The sequence below is a fragment of the Oligoflexus sp. genome (genome assembly GCF_035638955.1).
GTDB lineage: Bacteria > Bdellovibrionota_B > Oligoflexia > Oligoflexales > Oligoflexaceae > Oligoflexus.
The window spans coordinates 1-4,327 of record NZ_DASQYZ010000383.1; the positions used below are offsets into that span (position 1 = coordinate 1).

At 50.5% G+C, this 4,327-nt stretch carries 6 protein-coding genes; 3 read left to right on the plus strand and 3 right to left on the minus strand.

Annotation, left to right across the window (positions count from 1 at the left end; genetic code table 11):
• The coding region (locus tag VE954_RS33250; RefSeq protein ID WP_324961154.1) for a hypothetical protein at positions 1-181 on the plus strand (181 nt) is incomplete at its 5' end.
• A gap of 221 nt (positions 182-402) precedes the next feature.
• On the opposite strand, the gene VE954_RS33255 is transcribed toward VE954_RS33250, so the two are convergent.
• Together VE954_RS33255 and VE954_RS33260 are read right to left on the minus strand one after the other, a co-directional pair.
• Entirely contained in the window at positions 403-1,548 is a 1,146-nt protein-coding gene (locus VE954_RS33255) for a trypsin-like serine protease (RefSeq protein ID WP_324961156.1), read from the minus strand.
• Positions 1,549-1,712: 164 nt separating this feature from the next.
• Positions 1,713-1,841: a hypothetical protein gene (locus VE954_RS33260; protein WP_324961158.1), complete on the minus strand. Its 129-nt coding sequence runs from the start codon at positions 1,839-1,841 to the stop codon at positions 1,713-1,715.
• Between the two features lie 519 nt (positions 1,842-2,360).
• Here VE954_RS33260 and VE954_RS33265 point away from each other — a divergent pair.
• Positions 2,361-2,759: a hypothetical protein gene (locus VE954_RS33265; RefSeq protein ID WP_324961160.1), complete on the plus strand. Its 399-nt coding sequence runs from the start codon at positions 2,361-2,363 to the stop codon at positions 2,757-2,759.
• Between the two features lie 723 nt (positions 2,760-3,482).
• Positions 3,483-4,070 carry a hypothetical protein gene (locus VE954_RS33270; protein ID WP_324961162.1) on the plus strand — a complete coding sequence of 196 codons (588 nt, stop codon included), beginning with the start codon at positions 3,483-3,485 and terminating at the stop codon, positions 4,068-4,070.
• Positions 4,071-4,084: 14 nt separating this feature from the next.
• Here the strand turns inward: VE954_RS33270 and VE954_RS33275 are convergent, their stop codons facing one another.
• Positions 4,085-4,300 carry a hypothetical protein gene (locus VE954_RS33275; RefSeq protein WP_324961164.1) on the minus strand — a complete coding sequence of 72 codons (216 nt, stop codon included), beginning with the start codon at positions 4,298-4,300 and terminating at the stop codon, positions 4,085-4,087.
• Between the last annotated feature and the right edge of the window lie 27 nt (positions 4,301-4,327).

Consider the following 4,327-nt stretch of genomic DNA (forward strand, 5'->3'; position numbering starts at 1 on the left):
GAAGATCATTGCCGGAATTGAGATTATTGTCATGATCAAACACAAGCCCCGAACAGCGGTGTATTCGTTGCACGAAAAAAGGGTCTTCGTATCCGCATTGTCGCGCTCTTGTTGTCACAAATACACGGTATTTTCCTTTCAAAAATGGCTAGGAGCCAAAGCAAAAAATATATCTGAGTGACTTCAATAGTTCGCGATCAGGCCCGCCACGGTTGGGAAGGTGTGACAAACAGTTCGCTGTCAAAGAAGGGAAGCTGACCAGGATTCCTCTGTGAGTCTGCAATGGGTTCGACACATGAATGAGCAGGGAAGCGCGGTCATAAGCAAAGCCCTGACCCGCTCCTCTGGGGCGCGGTTCGATCTTTCGATCCGAACGGGACAGGTGTTTGGCTTTATCAGACCTTATTCAAAGCAAGCCTGGACCGTTCCGGAGTTATCGTCCAATCCTCCGTCGACGTCATGCATTCTCAGGGCAGCTGCCAAGAGGGGTTCCTTCGCTTGAAAGACGCCGTTCCAGTGACCGAGATAGTTGAGAGATTCCGCGTTCGAGCTTTTGCCAAAAACCAGCAAACTGCCGAAAGGGGCATCGGCATTCAGGGGACGATCCTTCCATTCAGCAGCGGGATAACCGAAACCGGAAACGTAAGCCCAGGTTTTTGACGCCTGCCAATGACCGCTTACACTGACGACTTTGGAGCGAGGCTTGGCAAATTTTACCAACGTGAAAAGACGTTCAGCGCGCACATCAATGCATTCCCGATCCGGAGTACCTGCGGTATCAAAACGGATATCCACGCCTTGGGAGATTAGGCTGTCCAGGAAAGCCTTTGATTTGGGATGGGCAACAGCGACAAACCCGCTCTTGCCTTCGAATTCCCCTCCTCTACCAGACGAACCAAAGGAGTTCACGCCAACGATAACGTGATCACGGATCAATGGCCCCCCAGAGTCGCCAGAGCCGATCAGTGAATCGAGGCCTATTCGGCCCGGTACACTACCACGCTGATCACCATATAGAATCAGGAGGCGGTCTAGATCTTCCTTGGTATTCAGAAAGTTGGTGCCGTAACGGAACTCGCCGTCATTGGCGCCCGTCGTGCGATCATATGTTCCGAAACCTGCGAGTGTCACGACATCCCCGACTTGAGTCGGCGCGAGAGAAATAGGAATCCAATCGGGCGATATGGGATTTGGAAAGACGAGAACCCGCAAATCATTGGAATAGCTCCGGGGCTCGCCTGTAAGGTCCGACATGGAGACATTTCGAATGGCTTTGACCCCATTCACTGTAGGGAGTTCGCCGGGGTGAGTGTGGCAATGTGCGGCCGTGAGCAAAGTGGTTGGTGAAACGAAAGTGGACGTGCAGCCGCCGATTTTCACCACAGCGTTGAACTCAGCAGGTTTTTTCTTAATGCCATTGGTGACCTTTAATTGTGAGGTTGAGCCCCCACTTTGCTTGGAATCTCCGCAGGCGCTGACGAGGATGAGACTTATGCCTGTACAAAGCAGGCTTCGGAAAAAATTTGGGACAGGATTCGATGGTGTCATTCTTGGCTCCAATGAAGAGGTGTTGCGTCGCGCAAGATCTTTAGCAAAAGCGTTGCCACATTCAAGAAATTACGTAATATCGTGCGCTTAAGCATGCTTGTGGGAGGAATCGATCTGAATTGCTGTGGGCTATGCGCTAAGATCTTGGACACGACGTCCTAGATTCAGAACGCGAGGAGGACGGGATGCACCAGGACCCCGGAAAGAATGCTTAAGAATTGATCCAGGTGCTGAGTGAGTCTTCTCCACGGAATCAGGACGGCACTGAAATCCAGTATGGAAGCGTAGTCCATGGTTTGGTCCATTTCCTTTTTCGCACAAAGTTCATTTTTTGGTCGCAGCACTGGCGTGAGGGACGGCGCTGCTGCTTATGAAGCGTTATCTCTTTGACTTCAGATTTTGAGAAGAGGTATCCGAGGTCAACGTCTTTGCCAAATGACAAGACCGAATGTTTTTTGCCATCTCAAACTGACTTTTTGTCCTGAAAAGGCCCATGGTCACGTTACGGAGAGTGATCATAAGATGGGGAAAAGAGCCGGACCTGACGGAGCTGCGATCCTCAAGAAGGGGGTTACGGCTGGCTTCCAGCGTACGTCAGGGTTAGCCCTGAAATGCACCCATAACAGAAAACGAGACAGAAACTGTTGGAGTGTCTCATTCTTTGGACTTACACCGGGCTTTCCATTCCCAAATCCTGCCAACCGATCGAACCTTCGCGCCTTCCAGGTGCTGGCACCCTAATTGCAAAGGCAAGGTCCTGTTCACGCGTCTATGGAAAAAATGAGTACGATAATCTTGTAAGGAGTGTGTTGATGAAAACCCTTGGATTTCTCGTGGCTGGAATCACTGTTGCAATGTGTGCCCTTGTTACTGATGCCAAGGCTTGCTCGGTCAGGCCTGTTGACCTTGTCGAGCAGACAAGCGATATGCAGAGATTTGTAACAACCGCCCTGAACCTTGATCCCGCTGAGATAATTTCCGTGGATGCAGGTCATGTGTCGGGGGACTACATTTGGTCTGACCCCATGTGTCCTGAAGGTCGGACGGCCAGCGCAACGTTCACCGTCAGATTCAAGAATTCAATGGAGCCCCTGGCGAGCAACTGCGTAAGCGTTGTCAAAGTTTCAAGAACTGAACCGACAGGGTTCAGCAAGATTCCGGTCAAACACAGAATCAGTATCGAAATTACTCAGGAAAAATGCCAGCGATGAATTAACGGGAAACTGTCACGCCGAAGCAAGCAGGACGGGGTCTTCGGGGCGAAGCATGAAAAAGGTGGTGTCATCGGCCAAGGGTTGATTGATCCTGTGTTGGTTCATGAGTTGAATTAGTGTCCATCCGGAAATGAAAGGCTGATTAGGAAAGGGGTTGCGCACTTTTAAGATGACTTTTGCTGAAGAATGTTGAATTTGATTGTTACCACACAAATAAATTCAGGTGTTTACCAAAGAGGACAAAAAAAGCGCAGCAAGGCTCTCAGCCAATGCCCTGTACGCTGCCAGAGGATCCGCCGATGGATTCTCGAAGCGTAGAAAGCGCCGCGCAGTCCGCGCTGCAATCAGTCCGCTAGTCAGCCTTGCTCTCCTCAGCGCTTCCGGGTAACGCGCGGAGGCGCCTATCCGCCCCGCCGAGAGTATCCCGCTACACAACCGGCAAATGAAATTTACTCCTGCGCCTGCGCCCGCGCAGAGCACGGGAAAGAACCCGGCGACCATGTGCCTGCAATAACTCTCCATGCAACGTGGGAGGTGAGATTAGTAGACGACTGCCCTGCCCTATGTTACAACTCGCCGTCCAGAACAGCTCAGTTCTGAAATCAAGACTCGTATCCCAGATTATGGACGAAGCCTAAGCTCAAAAATTGAGGTCGCGCCTCGCAGGCAGCTATAAATCCATCAGAAACGAGAATTTGAAGTTTGGTCTTGAACTTGCACTTGGAACGTTGGTACACGTTGGTTTATCCGAGAGCTGACTGGCATTTCCCTATACATGGAGATTCATTGATGAGACTTGATAGAATGGCTAGCCTGGCGATCACCGTTTTAGGCATGACCCTGCTCGGCTGTGGCAGCGAAAAGTCCGACAAAAAGCAGCCGAAATCCGGAGAAGTCCCAGCAGCGCATAATTCCCTCGGTCTTCAGGGGGAATGGCGAAGCGAATTGGAGCCTGATCAAGTTGGTACTGACCCGAACGAAACATCAATCGTGTTTCATCCCCTGTTTCGCTTTGCTGCCCAGGAACTGACCTTCGTTCAAGAATGCGTGGTCCACTCAAAAGAAACAAAACAATCCTGGAAAGCTCAAGTCTCGACCAAAATAACTTATGAGGAAGCAGGTTTTATCGTTTCTGAAACTGTCGAGCAGGATACAGAAATGCAGGTCGGAAGAGGCATCACCATAACTTGCACCGCTGAGTTACCAGAAGGCACTTATGCTGTGGAAAAGCTCAATGATCAGCTGCTGCATGTAAAAATGCCTAACGGCCAGGAGTGGGTCGTCAAGAAAGTGCAAAAGTCGAGCTGATAACTGTAGGGCGGTCATCGAAAAGGTTTTCGGGAATTAGGCAACGTAATGGCATGAACAGCGCTTGATGGCTTTTTATCGTCTTTTTCCTGTCTTGCAATTCCGCGCAAATTATCGGTTGTGTTGCGCCTGGGTAAGCCCGTGGTATTCTCCGGGAAACCTTGGGAGGGCGGCTCATGCTTTTTGACACCAAAGGACATTGTTTTGAGCGCCAGATCATCATGCTTCATGTCCGCTGGTATCTTTCATATAAGCTG

What these genes read in the sequence shown, in the direction of transcription:
- VE954_RS33255 (WP_324961156.1), bottom strand. Translation starts at nt 1,548, where the DNA reads ATGACACCATCGAATCCTGTCCCAAATTTTTTCCGAAGCCTGCTTTGT.
- VE954_RS33260 (WP_324961158.1), bottom strand. Translation starts at nt 1,841, where the DNA reads ATGGACTACGCTTCCATACTGGATTTCAGTGCCGTCCTGATTCCGTGG.
- VE954_RS33265 (WP_324961160.1), top strand. Translation starts at nt 2,361, where the DNA reads ATGAAAACCCTTGGATTTCTCGTGGCTGGAATCACTGTTGCAATGTGT.
- VE954_RS33275 (WP_324961164.1), bottom strand. Translation starts at nt 4,300, where the DNA reads ATGAAGCATGATGATCTGGCGCTCAAAACAATGTCCTTTGGTGTCAAA.